10 protein-coding genes and 1 pseudogene are annotated in these 17102 nt (G+C 61.8%); 1 reads left to right on the forward strand and 10 read right to left on the reverse strand.

Annotated features, from left to right (window positions below; all coding sequences use genetic code 11):
- Positions 1-112: 112 nt before the first annotated feature.
- The 9 genes and pseudogenes from V7S63_RS25750 to V7S63_RS25790 all read right to left on the reverse strand — a co-directional run bounded on the left by V7S63_RS25750 (position 113) and on the right by V7S63_RS25790 (position 14984).
- Complete coding sequence (locus V7S63_RS25750; RefSeq protein WP_336532365.1) at positions 113-826, reverse strand: M48 family metallopeptidase; 714 nt, start codon at positions 824-826, stop codon at positions 113-115.
- Positions 823-4206, reverse strand: a complete 3384-nt coding sequence (locus tag V7S63_RS25755; protein ID WP_336532366.1) for a type I restriction endonuclease subunit R — start codon at positions 4204-4206, stop codon at positions 823-825. Before V7S63_RS25755 ends, V7S63_RS25750 begins: the two co-directional genes overlap by 4 nt.
- The gene (locus V7S63_RS25760) at positions 4203-5465 is read right to left on the reverse strand and encodes a restriction endonuclease subunit S (RefSeq protein WP_336532367.1); all 1263 of its coding nucleotides are present in this window, start codon (positions 5463-5465) and stop codon (positions 4203-4205) included. Before V7S63_RS25760 ends, V7S63_RS25755 begins: the two co-directional genes overlap by 4 nt.
- Positions 5458-8145: a type I restriction-modification system subunit M gene (locus tag V7S63_RS25765; RefSeq protein WP_336532368.1), complete on the reverse strand. Its 2688-nt coding sequence runs from the start codon at positions 8143-8145 to the stop codon at positions 5458-5460. The genes V7S63_RS25760 and V7S63_RS25765 overlap by 8 nt, the downstream gene beginning before the upstream one ends.
- Before the next feature lie 271 nt (positions 8146-8416).
- A protein-coding gene (locus tag V7S63_RS25770; protein WP_336532369.1) for an IS3 family transposase occupies positions 8417-9564 on the reverse strand; the annotation gives its coding sequence in 2 pieces (ribosomal slippage) (positions 8417-9315 and positions 9315-9564; 1149 coding nt in all).
- A 143-nt stretch (positions 9565-9707) separates the two neighbouring features.
- A pseudogene (locus V7S63_RS25775) lies at positions 9708-11516 on the reverse strand (AAA family ATPase).
- Positions 11517-11979: 463 nt separating this feature from the next.
- Entirely contained in the window at positions 11980-12135 is a 156-nt protein-coding gene (locus V7S63_RS25780; protein WP_336532370.1) for a hypothetical protein, read from the reverse strand.
- Positions 12128-13780: an alpha/beta hydrolase gene (locus V7S63_RS25785; protein ID WP_336532371.1), complete on the reverse strand. Its 1653-nt coding sequence runs from the start codon at positions 13778-13780 to the stop codon at positions 12128-12130. The genes V7S63_RS25780 and V7S63_RS25785 overlap by 8 nt, the downstream gene beginning before the upstream one ends.
- Positions 13781-13793: 13 nt before the next feature.
- Entirely contained in the window at positions 13794-14984 is a 1191-nt protein-coding gene (locus tag V7S63_RS25790; RefSeq protein WP_336532372.1) for a hydroxymethylglutaryl-CoA lyase, read from the reverse strand.
- Here V7S63_RS25790 and V7S63_RS25795 point away from each other — a divergent pair.
- Positions 14871-16040 carry a CaiB/BaiF CoA transferase family protein gene (locus V7S63_RS25795; protein WP_336532444.1) on the forward strand — a complete coding sequence of 390 codons (1170 nt, stop codon included), beginning with the start codon at positions 14871-14873 and terminating at the stop codon, positions 16038-16040. The genes V7S63_RS25790 and V7S63_RS25795 overlap by 114 nt on opposite strands.
- Positions 16041-16054: 14 nt before the next feature.
- Here V7S63_RS25795 and V7S63_RS25800 read toward each other — a convergent pair whose 3' ends face one another.
- Positions 16055-16789 carry a GntR family transcriptional regulator gene (locus V7S63_RS25800; protein ID WP_336532373.1) on the reverse strand — a complete coding sequence of 245 codons (735 nt, stop codon included), beginning with the start codon at positions 16787-16789 and terminating at the stop codon, positions 16055-16057.
- Between the last annotated feature and the right edge of the window lie 313 nt (positions 16790-17102).

Genomic DNA, 17102 nt, shown 5'->3' on the forward strand with positions numbered 1-17102 from the left:
CGGCGCGCCGATGTGTTCCGAAGGCCTGAAACTTTCCCACACACCCGTCGTGAACAAAGTGGAAGAATGCCGCAAACTCACGCGCGCCTGCAACAGTATCCATTTCAACCCCCTAAAGTTCTCCACCCCTGTCGCGCAGCCATTTGCGATGCGTTTGGTAGTTCGGAAGCACACGGCTCACTTCGTGCCAAAACGCCGGCGAATGATCGGGAACTTTGAGGTGCGTCAATTCATGCACAGCAACGTAGTCGATTACCTGCGGCGGTAGCTGCATTATCCGCCAATGAAAATTAATCGTTCCATCGGCGCTGCAGGAAGCCCACCTGAAACCCAAGTCCATGATTTTTACATATCTTACAGGATCGACCTCTACGATCTTCTTCCACCTGTGCATCGTGTCATTCAAGTAAGGGTGAGCCGTCCGCGTGTAATGCTCGGCTATGCGCTTCTCGCCCGCGGCCACTTGTTCTCGTCGGAACAACAGCCGATCGCCGTCGAAGCGAATTGTGGGGGTGGGCGACCCGGAGGGGTCTACATCGACCAGTTTCAGTCGATAATGTTTGCCGAGGAAGTAGAAGCCCTCACCATCGACGAATTCTGGGCGACGGAATACATCCTCGCCACGCGTCTCTTTATGGGCAGCGAGCTTCTGGTGAACCCAGACCAGCTTTGTTTTTATCAGTTCGGTGGCCTGGTGGATATCGGCATCTTTCGGGATGTGAGCGACAATTGATGCGTCGCGCCCCACCGTTAGGCCAACAGTTTTTCGGCGCTCGCTACGCTTTACTTGGAGGGTGAGGTCCTCGAGACGAATAGTTTCGTTCATGACGTGAATGCTGCACGGTTTGCCCGCGCAACCCCCATGCAATCAGCGGCGATTGCATCTAACTCGGCGAATGGGAACAAGTTGCTACTGTCGAGTTGACGAAAAACCCAACGTCTTGCTTCCTCTTGCCCGACTGAATTGTCCCAAAAGCCGGCTACGGCACTCTCCTGCCGCAGGTGCTGAACGATTTCCGAAGCCAGTTCCGCAAGCTCGGTGTCCCGGTCGCCATTCCCGTATCGCATCCTCACAATGCCGAAGATCGGTCCCTCTGTGTAAGGGTCGAGCCCGTGATACACGGCTGACGCGGATGACGCCGCCAAGGCCTCATCGATAAGCTTCTGAAGCTGCCTTGCGATCTCGTTCCAGTCTTGTTGATGACTGGTCAGTATGCCTTCAAGCCTCTCGCTCAGGCTCTTGAACTTCGCCGGATCCTTTTCGAACGAAATCGAAATGTGGTGACGAAGAGCATTCTCCATCTCGGACGCCTTGGCACGATCGGTCTTCTTGCTCGAAACCTCCGCAGCAAAGTTTGGATCGAGGATTTCGATCGGCGGAATCTTTGGATCGATGCCATGCGCCTGGATGAAGGCATCGAGCATGGCTTGAACCTTGTGCGCCACCCCACGCACATCAAGCGTGCCGTCCCGGTAGAGGTTCGCCGCAGCCTTGGCGATAAAGGCGAAAATCTTGACGTCCTTGGTAAACGGCCTTGCCTCGGGGCGTGGCATCAACGTGTCGAACAAGCCGATGAGGCTCTTCACCAGAACCAGAAACTGCGCCCGAAACTTCTGATCCTTGAGCTTCCCGACGCACGCATCGACATAGGCCTGCAGATCAGCACCAAGGGTTATGCCGACATCGGCAAAGTGCTTAACCGCTGCATCGCGGGCTTGGCGAAGCTCAGGAAGCAGGTCGTCAGGTTTGCCGATGCCGCCTGTCAGATCGCTTTGATCTTCGGAGTCATAGAGAGCCAGCGCGTCTGCCAGGTTCTTTCCAACCCCATAGTAGTCAACAACAATGCCAAACCGCTTCGCTTCACCGGCCGTGCGGTTGGTGCGGGCGATGGCCTGCAGCAGCTCGGCGCCCGCGATGGCGCGGTCCAGATACATCGCCTGTTCGACCTTCGCGTCGAAGCCAGTGAGCAGCTTGCTCTTCACAACAAGGATCGCGAGCCCATCGCGTGAAAGCGGCTTCTTGAAGCGTTCGATCCGTTGCTTTGTCTCGGTCGCGCCGCCCCAAGCCTTCAGGTGAGGCAGATCGTTGTGGTCCACCGAGATAACAGCGGCAAACTCAAGTGCCCTTATCGTGCCCAGGTAAGGCAACGCGGTAGCCAGGAACGCCACGTCCCCACCGGCTTCCTGCGTATCCTCAGGTGCAATGTCCTTCAAGATCTCCGCGGAGCCCTCAACGGCGGCAACGATCTCGTCGCGGGCATCGTTCAGCGCTTCGACGTACTGGACCGCCAGTTCCCGGCTGGGGGCGACGAGCTGCGCCTTCAGGTCATTGGGAAGGATGTTGACGATGTAGTGCCGGAGCACATCGATCGCCTTGGCCTTCAGCGGGTCGGCGGCATTCAAAACGCGCGCGCGCGTCGCATAGCGGTCCTTGATCGCCTCCCGCTCCTCGGACGACTTTCCGGCGAACGTGGCATCGAACAACCCATCCAGCGTGCCCTTGTCGGTCACATCGGCTTTGAGTTCGCGTCCCTCGTACAGGATCTTCACGATTGCGCCGTCAGCCTCAGCGTCCCGGAGGAGGTAACGATCGATGTAACTGCCGAAAATCTCCCTCGTCTTCTTCTTGCTCTTCTCCTCGATCGGCGTTCCGGTGAACCCGATCCGCGCAGCGTTCGGCAGAGCGTCCAAAAGGTTCTGGTGGAGCCCACTCGTGTGCGAGCGGTGCGCCTCGTCGATAAGGACCAGAACGTCCTCGCTCTCGTTCAAGACCGGGAAGGCTGGCCGCTCGCCGATCTTTGCGACCAGCTTGCCCAAACGCAGCTGATCGGGCTTAGCGGGAAGAAGCGCATCACTCTTCGTGTACTGACGCTCATTGTTCTCGGCAGCGAACACGATTTCCTGCTCGTCACCGCCGCCGTTCCGTTCTTGCAGCTTCTGGATCATCACGAACACCAGGTCTGGTTCCTGACGGCACAGATGCGTTTTCGCGCCATCGGCGTTCCGCGCCACCCGCATGACCTGACCGGCGAGCTTCGCCGTTTTCGACAACTGGTCCTCGAGATCAGTCCGGTCAGTGACCACGATCACCTTGAACCGCCGAAGCTCCGGGACTGTCCGCAGCTTCTTGACCAGGAACACCATGGTCAGGCTCTTCCCCGAGCCCTGGGTGTGCCAGATGATGCCGCCCCGCCGATCCGTCATGCCATCCTGGCGGCGAGTCTTGCCCTCGCGCAGGCGCTGCAGCGCAATGTGTACCGAACGGAATTGCTGATAGCGCGGCACGACCTTGATCCGCATACCATCGTCCGTCGTCATGTAAACGGTGAACGAGCGCATCGCGTCGAGTAGGTACGCTGGCCGAAGAAGACCCGCGGCGAGCACTTCCTGCTGCACCAGTTCGGTGCCGAGCGCCTTGCCGATCTCGCGGCAGACCTCATCGTTTGCAGCGCGCGTGTCCTCGATGCCGATTGGCTTGACTGACCGCCACGGCAAGAACTCGTCAGGCCGAGCCGTGACGGAGCCGACACGGGCAGCGTAATAGTCGGTGGCGACCAGAAGCTGGTTTGTCCAGAACAGCCGCTCCGCGCCCTCATTCTTCTCGGGAACGCGGCGATTGGCGTAGCGGCGCATCTGGTCGATCGCAGTGGCGATGGGGTCTGTGACGGCGGGGCTCTTGGCCTCGATGACCACCAATGGCAAGCCGTTCACGAACAGCACGACATCCGGCACTATGAACCCGGACACGCCGCTGGCGCCGGGCGGATCCACGCGGAACTGGTTCACCGCGACGAACTCGTTCTCGTCGTCCGGCTCGAAGCCGACGAAGCGCACGCGCCGCTCATGTTCGCCGTTGAGGCCCGAGACATTCACGCCGCGCACGATCTTGTCGTGCAGCTCCTCGTTGATCGCGAGGAAATCCCTCGCGGTCGGTCGTTCGAGCTGCGAGATCGCCTGGATGATGCGGCGGTGGTCCAGCCACTCAGAACCATCGTCGTTGCGGTTCAGGCGGCGCAGTGCGGCCTCAAGCCGGTCACGTAGCAGCGTCTGCTGAAAATCGCTGCGGCCGAGCAGATGAAAGTCCTTACGGCCGCAGCCCGGCTCTTCGTCGGCGCCTTCGATATGGCGCCAGCCCATCGCGCCCAACTGGCGCAGCAAAGGGCGCTCAACGGCGTTCAACTCGTCCAGGCGGTCCAGCTGGCTCATTCGGCGGCCTCTCGAATGGCCACGACCTGCTGACGGCCCGTCAGAAGGTCATCACGCAACCCTTCGCGAAGCGACGCCAGCTTGGCGCGCTCACGACAGTGATCCTCAATAGCCGTGGAAACACCATTCACGCGTGCGATGATGGCGCGCTGCTCGTCCAAGGTGTCCGGCACCGCAATCAACGCCCGCCGCAAGTTCGTCGGATTGATGTTGACCTGCTGGACGCCCGGCGTCGCGAACTGACGGATGGCACGCTGGACTGGCGCCCAGTTCAGCCAGAGGTGAAGGAACTCGGGCAGCAGTTCGTCGCCACAATGAAGGCGCACGAGGTAGGAAGCGAAGGCGGGACCAGGTTCGTCCTGCCGCCAGATGGCGGCCTTGCCCACATGCTCCCAGCTGTTGGTGCGGTTGAACAGGACATCGTCGCGCTGCACCCGGAATCGCTCGACCGCATGAGCCGGCGCGTATTTCAAATCGGACAGATCAAACTCGCCGTCCTGGATGTTGTTCATCCGCAGAACGGGAATGCCTGCGCTGCTGTCGCCCAACGAGAGGTTGGTGCCATACTCTGCCCCCACGACGAAGCGCCCCAAATTCGCGATTTTCCATTTCGCCGGGCGCGGACCGACCGCCGTCTCCACGAGCGCAGACGGCACGCGGGGTGAGCGATCGTCTGCCAGACCGCGCATAAGCAGATCGTCGATCATGCCGACGTGGACTGTGCGTAATTTCTCGATGAGCGCGTCGGCCTCGAGGATCGCATCGTCGATCGCATCGAGAATGTCTGCGATCAGTTCTTGCTGGCACGGCGGAGGGCACTCCACCAAGTATTTGACAAAATCACTGCGTTTTACGTGTACCAATCCGGACCCGCCGTGAGCATCACGCTCGGCCATAATGCGGACCCGATCCAAGGCGTAGTAGAGCCAACGAACATTTGTCGAACCGACAGACTCGACTTTGAAAATATGCTGGTTGACGTATCCGTCGAGGCCCTTCCAGATAAATGGCCCAAACGACGTCCCCCGATTACCAGACCACGAGAATAATAGACTTCCGTTTGCAACAATATACTTCTCCGGAACAAATGATCCCTTGAAGAAATTAAATTCTTTTCCTCCGTTCAGGTTCTGAATGCGGATAATAGGGGTACCCTCGGAGCTCCAGTCTGAGGGCTTGAATGCAAATCCATTGGTCAGATTGCAGAGCGCGCCGAGCGGCTTAAGTGTCCAATGAATTGGCAACGCAGTTTCAGGCATACCTGAGTTCCTTCAGGTAGCTGTCGAGCCGCGTTGTCGCATCGGCCCTTCGTCGTTCGATATGCTTGAGGCTGACCCGATACTTGTCCCAGAGACGGTTGAGGTTGGTCACCAAGACAGCGACGCGACGCGCACGGGCACGCTCCAGCCGGTCGAATAGCCGTTCGCGGTCGATGGCGAGCACCAGTTTGCGGCAATCGTCGTCGTCGAGCTCGGCCCGCGCGGCGGTCAGACGCTCGACGAAAGCCGCCTTCAGCCGCCGCAGCGTTGCGCGCGCCGCTTTCAGCTCCTCCTTGATCGCCTCATAGGGGGCGAGCATGACATCAATGGTCTCTGCGTCCTCGACCAGCGGCGCAAGACGGCGATTAAGGTCGGCAAGCTCGGCCTCGAATTCCCGCACGTCCATGCCTTGCGCCCGCATCCAGTCGATGGAGCCCTTGGACGGCTTTCCGGCTGGCGTGGTCTTCACCAGTTCCTTGCGGCGCCTGTCATCCTCGCCCATCTCGGCACGCAGTTCCTTGCGGCGCTTCTCCAGCACCTTGGGCAACGTGGCGCTTTCGTCGGCCCCGTCCATCCAGTCCTCGGCGCCTTCGACGCCGTCGCCGGTTTCCCAGGCTTCCTTCTCGGCCTTAATGCGTTCCACTTCGGCCTGCGCCGCAGACAGTTGAGTGACATAATCGGCCATCCGGTGCCGCACAAAGGGATGAGCGAGCAACTCCTCCATCGTCACCTTCACGGTTTTCTTGACGTCGCTGTCTTCGTCGTCATCGGCCTCTTCGTCTTCGAGCGCGGAGCGCAGCGTTTCAACCCAGCCATCGACAAGTTCGGCGAACCCGTTCTCAACGATGACTCGCAGCTCATAGCGGATTTCGTCCCACCAGCCCGCGATGGCGCCCATCAGCGCATAGCGATCGACGCAGCCCACCGGCAGCATCGCCGGCTCGAAACTGTCGAGCAGCGCCCGCCGCAGCGGCATGAGGCGCTTGGTTTTTGGTAGGTCTGCCAAACCTGTCTGCGCCAATGCCCACCAGACATCAAAGGCACCCAGCATCTCTCCGGCCCGGGCGGCCACGCCAGCATCCGATTCCACCAATGCACGGATGTCGATCCGCTTCGCCACGGCGGGAGCGAATTCGGCGTAGTCGGAATTGCGGTCGGAGAAGGGCGCGCTGACGTCGAAGCCCTGCGCAAATGCCTGAGGGCGGATGGCTTCGATCTCACGCTTTGGCACACCGCCATGAAGGTGTGCGCGCACGTCGTGGGGTTCTGGCGGTGGGCTGCTGTCGGCGTAGCGACGGATGTTCAGGTTTCCGGCTTCGTCCTCAATGATGCTCTTGTTGTCGACCACGGACGCGAATCCAGGCACGTCAGCGAAAGCATCATACGCGCTGACAATCTTCTCGATGTGCTCCGGATCAATGAAGTTCTGCGCACGGCCTTCGCGATATTCGCGGTCGGCGTTGACGAAAAGCACCTTGCCCTTGCGCTCATCCCGCTTGCCGCCGGGATGGCGCATCACCAGGACACAGGCCGGGATGCCGGTTCCATAAAAGAGGTTTTGAGGCAGACCGATGACCGCCTCGATGCAGTCGTCTTTGAGAAGGGCAATCCTGATCTTCTTCTCTTCCCCGCCGCGGAACAGCACGCCGTGGGGCATCACGACCGCCATTTTTCCGTTCTGCTTGAGGCTCCCCAGCATGTGCTGCGCGAACATCAGGTCGGCCTTCTTGCCCGTCGTCGGGCACCAGCCGAAGCGGAAGCGGTCGCCAAACTGGATGCCGCGCTTTGTGTAGTTCTGGCTGAACGGCGGATTGGCAATCACGCGGTCGAAGCGCATCAGGCGCCCGTCCTCGATGTGCTTCGGTTCGAGCAGAGTGTCCCCGTTCCGGATGTCGGCGTCAGGGACGCCATGCAGCAGCAAGTTCATCCGGCAAATCGCCCAGACGGCCCCGTTGTCTTCTTGTCCATAGAGGCGGAGCCGCGGCCCACCGTGCTGCAGGGCGTGTTCATTTCCCTGGTTCAGCATGCCGCCACTGCCACAGGTCGGATCATAGAGCGACGTACCGCCCTGCGGGTCGAGGATCCGCACCATGAGCTGCACGACCCCTCTTGGGGTGTAGAACTCGCCGGCCTTTTTGCCGGCCGAGTCAGCGAACTCGCTGATAAGATACTCGTAGGCAGCACCGAGGAGGTCTGGAAACTCGAAATCCTCGTCTAGAAGCCGGTACTTGTTGAAGTGGCTGATGAGCCGCCGCAGCTTCTCGTCGGGGATTTCAGATTCGCCGACTTTACGGGCGAAATTGATGTGGCCCAAGACGCCAGATAGCGCTTGGTGGTTCGAGTTTTCCAAGCCCGCCAGAGCCTTGTTCAACTCGTTTGCGACGTTCGAATGGACGTCGTGCAGCAGCCGTCCCCATCGGGCGACGGTCGGGACAAAGAACGTTTTGTCATATGAAGACGGGTGATCGGCCCGTTGGAGGGCCTCCTCGTTCGTCCGGCCCTGCGCGCGCTGCTCCTTTATGATTCTGTCGCGCTGCTGCTCGAACACGTCCGAGCATCTCTTCAGGAACAAGATGCCGAAGATGTACTCCTTGAACTCCGACGCATCCATCTTGCCGCGAAGAATGTCCGCTGCGGCGAAGAGGTGGCGTTCAAGTTTTTCAAGAGTAAGCTTGGCCATTAGCTGTGCGCCCCGAACGCAAGATGATCGCCGCCGCTCATGGCCTCTCGGTACAAAAACATGCTGCTAATCCTGCAGGCGCTGCGCGCCGAGTCACTCACTAGACTCAGTCGCTTAAGCAGCAATTGCACGAGGCTGTCCGCCGCCGCAATCAGCAGGCTGCTTGTCCCTCTGGACAACTTCGATGCTTCGCCGCAGGCAGGCCTTCTGGGCCTCCAGCCAACGTAATGCACCGGCACAATGGCCTGCTTCGGGTTTCGTGGACGCTCAGTTAAGCTAATCCGACCTTCTTTTCGAACTCGATCGGACTGATGTAGCCGATGGTCGAGTGCCTGCGAACGGCATTGTAGAAGCGCTCGATGTAATCGAACACGTCGGCACGAGCATCGTCGCGTGTCCTGTAGACCCTGCCTTTGATCCGCTCTGTTTTGAGGGAGGAGAAGAAGCTCTCCATCGCGGCATTGTCCCAGACATTGCCCGAGCGGCTCATCGAGCAGGTGACACCGTTGTCGGTCATGAGCTTCTGGAACTGCTCGCTGGCATATTGGCTGCCCTGGTCCGAATGGTGCAGCAGGGCATCCGGCTTTCCCCGGCGCCAGATCGCCATCATCAGTGCATCTGTAACCAGTTGAGCGGTCATGTCGGCCTTCATCGACCAGCCCACCACCCGGCGGGAGAAGAGGTCGATGACGGCTGCAACGTAAAGCCAGCCCTCTGCGGTCCAGATATAGGTGAAGTCGGCGATCCAGCGCTGGTTCGGACGCTCGGCATGGAACTCCCGGCCGAGCGTATTAGGTGCGATGGCAGATCGCTGGCCCTCATCCCTGGGCAGGCTGCGCCGACGCGGCCTGGCGCGCAAAGCCTGGGCACGCATCAGCCTCTCGATGCGATGCAGGCCGCAATCGATGCCTTCCGCCAGCACGTCCCGCCAGACACGCCTGGCACCATAGGTCCGATCCGAACCAAGGAAGCTTGCCCGGACCCTGTTGCCGATCTCCTCGTCGTCGCGTGCTCGCCGGCTCGGTGACCGGTTGAGCCAGGCATGGAAGCCCGAGCGCGACACATCCAGCGCTTCGCAAAGCCACGCCACCCGCCAGATCCCCCGGTGCTTCGCAATGAACGTGAACCTCATGTCACGTCCTTCGCGAAGTAGGCTGCGGCCTTTTTTAGGATATCGCGCTCCGCCTTGAGCTTGGCCACCTCGCGCCGCAGCTTCTCGATCTCAAGCTGCTCCGGCTTCATCTGGCCGTGGCCGGGAAAGGCTTGCGCTGGATCGGCAGAAAAGAGCTTCACCCATTTGCGCAACTGGTTCTCATGGACATCCAGGTCCCGAGACGCCTGCGCCACACTCACTCCGCGATCCTTGATCAGGCGAACCGCCTCGATCTTGAACTCACGCCCAAATTGCCTTCGTCGCATACCCAACCTCCGGTTTCATGAAACACCCAATCTCGGTGTCCACGAAACCGGCAGCAGGCCAAACCAGCATATAGAACGCGTTCTTGCGCTCGGCTTTTGGCAAGGTCTGGAGCCAATTTAGGAGCAACCGGAGAAAGCTGAAGTTATGCGTGAGGATGAAAAACCTGCTTCGCGCCTTTAACGGCAGCCTTCAGGAAGCCGAACGCCTGGTAGACCGAGCTTGCGTCTAGGCTGGATACCGGATCGTCGATGACGACAATGCCATCGGCTAGGTCGAAATCTTGATCCTCCAGCTGCACGATGAAGTAGATAAACGCGATCGCGGTTCGCTCTCCTTCGCTCAGTCGCTTGGCAACCCTGCCGTTCCGTAGGACTCGGTAGCCCTCGTCGCTTGAGTTGAAGACCAACTCGCTGCGGCCAAGGAAAGTGTGAAGCAGCTTCGTCAGCCGGTCGCCGGCCTTATGCGCATTCGAAATCTGGGCGCGCTTCTCTGCTGTAGAGGTCTGGAGTGCCTCTAGGCTCGGCTTCCCCTCGCCCGCCGACCCCTCGGTTGCGTCCGTGATCTGATCCTGCTTGTCGCGGATTTTCTGATCATAATCCGCGACGTCGGCCTTGATGCTAGTCAGGTAGTGCTGCTCAATCTCGGCCCGTGCCTTGTCGCTTGCCTGCCCCAGCCCCGCCGTCTTTTCATTCTGATCCTTGATTACGGCCGCGAGCGCCGCATGGGCTTCCGCGACTGCCGATAGGTCGACCTCCAGGTCAAAAGAAAGGGCCTCCGTCCTGGCGGCTAGCTTGGCGGCTAGGCGCTCCAGGACCGCTTGCACCTGCCGGTCAGCTTCCTCCTTGGCCGCTTGCCAAGCCGCAACCGCAGCGTCGTAGCGGTCCCGCAAGTCGCTGTAGAGCGCGAGCCGATCGGGAAGCACTACGGCATTGAGTGGCGCCATGAGGGCACCGATTGACGCCGCGCACGCTTCGATTGCCGACTTGAGCGCCTGGTCCTCGGTGCTGAAATGAGCCTCAAGTCGGCTCCATCGCTCCGTTGGAACCGGTTGGCCGCAGAATTCGCAGTCGGTACTGCCATGCTGTCTGTGGAGCGCGTGCCCTTGTTCGACCCACGAGGCGATGTCGGGATGATCTCGCAGGCGCTGGATTGCATCCGAGATCGCCGACCGAATGCAAAGACTCGATGCTTCCTGCAGCAGGGAACTGACTGCGACCGTCATTGGAACGGCGCTGTGCCCGACCATGACCTGTAGCTCGCTTGGGGAGGCGACATCGTCCATAGGCTCCTGCCGGAGCGTCGCGCGGCGGAGTTCGAGGTCCGCCGCAGAGAGCGTCAAGTCGGTGGTTAGCTTTGCGAATGCGGCCTCGGCGTTGTTCTTTCGGTAATTGCGAACCGTGCTGCCACTGGTCGCCTCGCTGATCGTCTTCGCTATCGCGGTGAAGACCTTGCCGCGGCTCGTCTCCAAGGTGCTAATCGCGTCCTTCGCGGCGTTGATCAGCTGCGTTCAACTGGAAATTTCGGCCTGCTCGATCACCAGCTCGTCAGCGATTGCCTTGTTTTCCTCGCCGACGACCAGGATCGGCTTGAGCGCGCCATCAATGGGTCCAATGTTGAGCTGGACGTAGTCGGCATTGAAGACGCGGACCTTTCGGTGTGCCGCCCGACCATGAACGATGTCGCCGGATTCGCTTTCGATTCTGTATTCGAGGGTCGGATAATCATCGTGCGCGCCGAACCCCAAGCATTCGAATAGGCGGGAGAGCGTCGTCTTCCCCGAGCCGTTGTCTCCATAGATGAGATTGTATCGCTCGAATTTCGGAAGCTGTGCGCCCCAGGTGTAGTCCGCAAATACGCCCAGATTTTTCAATCTGCCGACTTTAGTGAGCATCGATTCCCCCGATCCGACAGCCTCTTCGAGCCGTTGCCTGATCAGATTGGCAGATGTCATATCAGCGTGCCAGCGCTCTATTGTCTGTTGGGGCGGACGCAAGTCATGGAGAGGTTACAGGAGGACCTGCCGCATGCACATTTACCTCGACATCGAGACCAAGCGCCTCAGGCGGCCGCGACGAGTTGCGACTGAAGATAGCGCGTTAGCTCGCTAGGGACGGGCTGACGATCTGGATCACGGCCACCAGGGCGTCGAAATTCCTGAAGCGTGGCGGCGTAGGTTCGACCCGGTGCGTCGGGCTCATTTCCCCGCAAGCGCCCCCAGATCGCCTGGTCGCTCTGGCCGCGAATGTCGGGATCGAGTAGATCAGGCCGCTCGAAATAAATCATACGCCGGGCAGCTCCGCCGCGGAGGCTGTGGCCAGCTCGGGCCTGACGCGCGCGACGCGCCGGCCAGATCCCGAATTACGGCCGCCGGGGGCTTCGCATCTATCTGAGCGAGGCGGCTGGCCAACCGCAGTTCATCGGCGCCTAGAACGGGGACCCGCCCGGCGCACCGCATCGGTGACCAGTACGATGCGCTCGCCGAGAAGCGGCCCGACGATCTCGCCGAGCTTCGACGCGGCGCCAGGCCGCGAGACGATGCTCCTTGTGGTGTTGACGACGAATTCACTCATCGCTGCCATCCGTATGGTTGCCATGTCCCAACAAGATCGCCGCTGCGTCGATCAGTCCGTCGAGCGGCGCCTTGCGGAACTGCGCGCGCGCGGCGCCGAGGCGGCTCGCCAGACATGCGTTGTCCGGGTCGCCTTCGTGCAGCACGACGTCAGTCGACCGATCGGTGTGCTCGGGCCAAATCGCGGCCTCCCCCGCCAATGCCGTACCGAGAGCTATAAGCTCTGGCGCGGCGCAAACCCCGGCAACGAAGCGGCGCTGGATCGCGGCAAGATCAATGCCTGGCCCCAGCGACCGTGCGTCAGCGGAACGACGCGAATTGGCGGGACGGAACAGCATCGCCTCGCGCGCCTCGTACCAATGCGCCATCAGGAAGCCGCCGTGCCAGTCCGGCTCAGATGGCAGGGCCGGCACAAAGGACCGTGCGGGAGGCGGGTCGAGCAGCAGCACGCGGCCGCCCGGGCGAGCCTGCGCCAGACGCTGCGCCAGCAGGCCGCCGAGACCGGCTCCCGCCAGATCGATCGTGCCGAGACCGGCTGCATCGAGCGCCTGCGCGAGAAAGGTGGTCATTGCAGCAGGAGAGCCATCGAGCATTGCCAGTGAGCGCCCAGCGCCGGGAAGTTCCAGTGCGAGAACAGGCCGGCGGCGCGCCTCGCGACGTGCCAGATCAGCCCAGTCGCGCGCCTGGCCCGGCAGATCGGGTAGCAGCACCAGCGGCGGCGCCGCCCTAACACCCGTATCATAGGCGCGCGCGAGCAGCCCGGGAGCGAGAACCGTCAAGGCGCCTTCCGGCTTGCCCGGCTGTCCGGCTTGTTGGAGCGGCGGGGCGGCGTTGGCAAGCTGCGCGAAGACCGTGCCGATGCGGGCTGCCCAGGCTGCCCGGTCCACGCCCATCCGTTCGATCGTCAAAGGCGATGCCACCGCACCAAGACGACCGAGATGCGGAAAGAGGGTATCGTCCTCCCGGCAGATAAGATGGGCAGGACGGGTGATGCCAGCTAACGCCGCCCGCCCATCCGTCCGAAAAGCCGCGTTGTAGCCGGCCGCATAGTCGGCCGCGGACAGAATGTCGCGAACGGCCGCGTGGTGGTTCGCCAGCGCCGGCGGATCGCGCGGGATTCGGCTGTCCCGTCCTGGCTGCCACCAGGGAAAGAAGCTGTATTGGTCGCGCACGCGAGACCACAGCGCCGCGACATGGCTGCCGTCCCAGCGTGGCTCGAAATTCGGGAAATAGTGATAGGCGTTGAGGTCCTGTTCTGCCCGCGTGAAGACCGGATAGCCGTCGAGCACCGCGCCAGAGACCAGGCCAGGATGGCGGCGCACCAGCGATGCAGCGATCGTCGCACCGGTATGGGTACCGTAGACGGCGAAGCCGGTCAGTCCCAGCGCCTGCAGCGAGGCGGCGATCGCATCGGCGAAATCGTCGATCGTCGGCCGGCTCTCCGGCAGCGGATCGGACGCGCCGTAACCCGGCGTATCGACGGCGAAGACTGTGAAGCGGTTGGCGAGCGCGTTGGCGAGCGGAAGGAGAACCGCCGAACTGCGCGGCGATTCGTGCAGCAGCACTACAGAAGGGCCGCTACCGAGCCGCAAGCAATGCAGACTGCGCCCTGCCACGGTAACGGTCTGGTGGATCGGATCACCCATCACGTTTCGTCCGTCAGACCGCAAGGGCGTTGGCAGGAAAAAGGCCGGCCCGCGCAAGCCCGCTCTGGATGGGATTCGCCAGCGACGGGGCCAGCCAATTCGCGGTCTCGATCAGCGCATCGAGCAAGACGCCGGTCCTGATCCCCATGCGCTCGAGCATGTAGACGACATCTTCCGTCGCGACGTTCCCCGTCGCCTTCGGTGCAAAGGGGCAGCCGCCGACGCCGCCAATGCTGGCGTCGATCGCGCCGACACCCGCCTCCACGGCTACCAGCACATTGGCAAGCGCTGTGTTGCGAGTGTTGTGGAAATGGCAGCGCAAGGCGAGACCGGCATCGAGCGAGCGGGCGCCCGCTAGCAACGTCCGCACTTGCGAGGGCACGCCGCAGCCTATCGTATCTGCGAAGGCGATCTCATCGGGACGCGTTTCGAGAATCTGCTCGACAAGTCGCAGCACGTGCACCGGCGCGACCTCGCCCTCGAACGGGCAGCCGAAACTCGCGCCGATGGTAACGGTAGTGCGCAGGCCCGCCTCCCGCGCCTTGCCACTTACCTCGCGCCAGCTCGCGAGGGTCTGGGCGATCGAGGCGCCCTGGTTGCGCTGGCTGAACGTCTCGCTCGCTACGGCAACGAAGTTGATTTCGCTGCAATGCGCGGCGGCGCGCTCCATCCCGCGCTCGTTCATGACGAGTCCGATGCTGCTGAGACCGGGATAGCCGCGCAGCTCCGCGCTCAGCACGTCGGCATCGGCCATTTGCGGCACGCGCTTTGGATTGACGAAGCTCGTCGTTTCGATCCGCCTGATGCCGGCAGCCACGGCCCGTGAGATCAGCTCCCGCTTGATTGCGGTCGGGATGAAGACCGGCTCGTTCTGGAGCCCGTCACGCGGCGCGACCTCGACGATCTCGATGATGTTCGACGATGTGGACACGGCTACCTCCGGAAGAAAGAGCTTGCAGGCAGGCTTTCGCCAGTCCAATAACACATAACTTTGTCTGGACAAATTTGGTAGGAACCGATGGGCGAAGCTCGGGATTCCACGCGTTGCGGTCCGCTGACCGATCTCCGCGTCATCGAGATGGGCCAGCTGCTGGCCGGGCCATTCTGCGGCCAGCTGCTGGCTGATTTCGGTGCGGAGGTCATAAAGGTCGAGCAGCCCGGTGCGGGCGATCCGATGCGCGTTTGGGGGCGCGAGAAGGCCCATGGAAAGTCGCTCTGGTGGCCGGTTATCGCCCGCAACAAGAAATCCGTCGAGATCAACGCCCGCGTGCCCGAGGGACAGGATCTGATCCGGCGCCTCGTCGCAGATGCCGACATCCTGCTCGAGAATTTCCGCCCGGGAACCATGGAAAAATGGGGACTGGGCTATGACACGCTGAAGGAGATCAACCCGCGCCTGATCATGATCCGCGTCTCCGGATACGGCCAGACCGGCCCTTATGCCGAGAAGGCTGGATACGGCGCCATCGGCGAGGCTCTCGGGGGGCTGCGCTACGTCGTCGGCGATCCATCGACGCCGCCCAGCAGGATGGGCATCTCGATCGGCGATACGCTGGCTGCCACCTTCGCCTGTCTCGGGGGATTGATGGCCCTGCATAACCGCGAGCGCACCGGGCGCGGCCAGATGGTCGACAGCGCCCTTTACGAAGCCGTGCTTTCGATCATGGAATCGCTAATCACCGAATACGATCAGGCCGGCTATGTCCGCGAGCGCTCCGGCGCCATTATCCCGAATGTAGCACCCTCGAACGTCTATCCGACGCGCGACGGACGAATGGTGCTGATAGCCGCTAACCAGGACACCGTCTTCAAGCGCCTCACCGAGGTCATGGGACGCCCGGACCTGGCGGCCGACGAACGCTACGCCACCCATGTGGCGCGAGGCGCCCGGCAGGCCGAGCTGGACGGGATCATTGCCGACTGGTCGCGGCTGCATGATGCCGACACGCTCGGGCGCCTGCTCGACGAGGGTGGCGTACCTTGCGGCGACATCTACCGCGCGCCCGAAATGCTGGAAGACGCGCATTTCAAGGCGCGCGAGGCAATCGTGACGATCGCCCACCGGCAGTTCGGGGATCTGCGCATGCAGAACGTCGCGCCACGTCTGTCCGACACGCCGGGGCGCATCGTCAGCGCCGGCCCCGAGCTCGGCGAGCATGGCAGGGAGGTGCTGTGCGGCATCCTCGGCCTGACGCCGGAGAATGTTTCGGAACTCGCCGACAAGGGAATCGTAGGCAAGCTGCGAGACTTGGGGGCCTGAGGCGCGCGCCACCATCATGCCCTGTCGCGCTGGATCTCCATGCGATAGGTGAATTCCGACGCGATGTGCCAGTTGAAGGACGCGACCAGCGTCCCCTTTTTCGAGACGTAGCGCCGGAGCAAGAGCAGCGATAATTCGTCCGTCAGCGGCCCCAGCGCCTGCAGCACGTCCTGTGGCATGCGGACGGCGCTGATCTGCTGCTGCGCCTTGATGATCGGCTCGTTCGCGCGCTTCTCGATATGTGCGTAAAACGGCCCGACGCAGCCGGGCAGCTCGGGCACGATCCAGGCCAGGCGGTGCGGAATATAGGATTTGGTCAGGCTGAACGGCTTCTCTCCCTCGGAGACCGATCTCAGGCCCGTCACAACCATCCAGCGCGCGCCGCGCTTGCCGTCGACCGCCTCCGCCGTCGCTGTGTCGAGCGTCGTCTCGTCGATGCCGACGATCTGGAAATACGTGTCGAGCGAGTACTGGAACAGGTCTGTCAGTGAATTGAGGGCGAAGAAATAGCCCTGGCTCGGTTCCGTCCGCTGCACCATCGTGCCCGAACCCTGCCGGCGCGAGACCAGCCCCATCGCCATCAGCCGCCGCAGCGCCTCGCGGATCGTGTAGCGGCTGACGTCGAATTCCTGGCACAGCTCGGCCTCGGTCGGCAGTAGGGTGCCGACCGGATAGAGACCGGAATTCAGCCTGGCCTGGAGCACGTTGACGATCTGCAGGTAACGGGCGGACGTCTTCGAGTCGCTCATCTCAGGCCTGTGCGTTGTCAGCCGAATGACCATTCATCCGGACGCATGGCAAGCGGCGAACCCTGCCTTGCGGTGAACGAGTATGCCCGCAGCCTTCCGCAAGGTCGACCGCAGCCGCACCGACACGCTGCGACTCCATCCATCTCAACGTGCTCGGCGCTTGCCAAATCATCACTGCCATACGCGGTTCATCGGACCATGCCTTCCGAAAAAATGGCGTTGAGACATGTTGACAGGTGGTGGGAAAGACGCAACCTTGTCCGGACAAATTATAATCAGTCGGGATTGAACACACTGTCGGGAGAGAGCGGGA

The organism is Allobosea sp. CCNWLY174 (assembly GCF_037120455.1).
Lineage (GTDB): Bacteria > Pseudomonadota > Alphaproteobacteria > Rhizobiales > Beijerinckiaceae > Allobosea > Allobosea lupini.

What these genes read in the sequence shown, in the direction of transcription:
- V7S63_RS25785 (WP_336532371.1), bottom strand. Translation starts at nt 13,780, where the DNA reads ATGGGTGATCCGATCCACCAGACCGTTACCGTGGCAGGGCGCAGTCTG.
- V7S63_RS25750 (WP_336532365.1), bottom strand. Translation starts at nt 826, where the DNA reads ATGAACGAAACTATTCGTCTCGAGGACCTCACCCTCCAAGTAAAGCGT.
- V7S63_RS25760 (WP_336532367.1), bottom strand. Translation starts at nt 5,465, where the DNA reads ATGCCTGAAACTGCGTTGCCAATTCATTGGACACTTAAGCCGCTCGGC.
- V7S63_RS25800 (WP_336532373.1), bottom strand. Translation starts at nt 16,789, where the DNA reads ATGAGCGACTCGAAGACGTCCGCCCGTTACCTGCAGATCGTCAACGTG.
- V7S63_RS25780 (WP_336532370.1), bottom strand. Translation starts at nt 12,135, where the DNA reads ATGAGTGAATTCGTCGTCAACACCACAAGGAGCATCGTCTCGCGGCCT.
- V7S63_RS25755 (WP_336532366.1), bottom strand. Translation starts at nt 4,206, where the DNA reads ATGAGCCAGCTGGACCGCCTGGACGAGTTGAACGCCGTTGAGCGCCCT.
- V7S63_RS25765 (WP_336532368.1), bottom strand. Translation starts at nt 8,145, where the DNA reads ATGGCCAAGCTTACTCTTGAAAAACTTGAACGCCACCTCTTCGCCGCA.
- V7S63_RS25790 (WP_336532372.1), bottom strand. Translation starts at nt 14,984, where the DNA reads ATGGGCCTTCTCGCGCCCCCAAACGCGCATCGGATCGCCCGCACCGGG.